Origin of the sequence: Staphylococcus pasteuri (genome assembly GCF_003970495.1) — a bacterium.
GTDB classification, from domain to species: domain Bacteria; phylum Bacillota; class Bacilli; order Staphylococcales; family Staphylococcaceae; genus Staphylococcus; species Staphylococcus pasteuri.
The window spans coordinates 1-204 of record NZ_RXWW01000063.1; the positions used below are offsets into that span (position 1 = coordinate 1).

Consider the following 204-nt stretch of genomic DNA (forward strand, 5'->3'; position numbering starts at 1 on the left):
TTTTATGAGCTAATCAAACATCATAATTTTTTATGGAGAGTTTGATCCTGGCTCAGGATGAACGCTGGCGGCGTGCCTAATACATGCAAGTCGAGCGAACAGATAAGGAGCTTGCTCCTTTGACGTTAGCGGCGGACGGGTGAGTAACACGTGGATAACCTACCTATAAGACTGGGATAACTTCGGGAAACCGGAGCTAATACC

At 46.6% G+C, this 204-nt stretch carries 1 rRNA gene; it reads left to right on the top strand.

Going from position 1 to position 204, the window contains the following annotated elements:
• Window positions 1-29: 29 nt before the first annotated feature.
• Window positions 30-204, top strand: a 16S ribosomal RNA gene (locus CD121_RS09485); the annotation flags it as partial.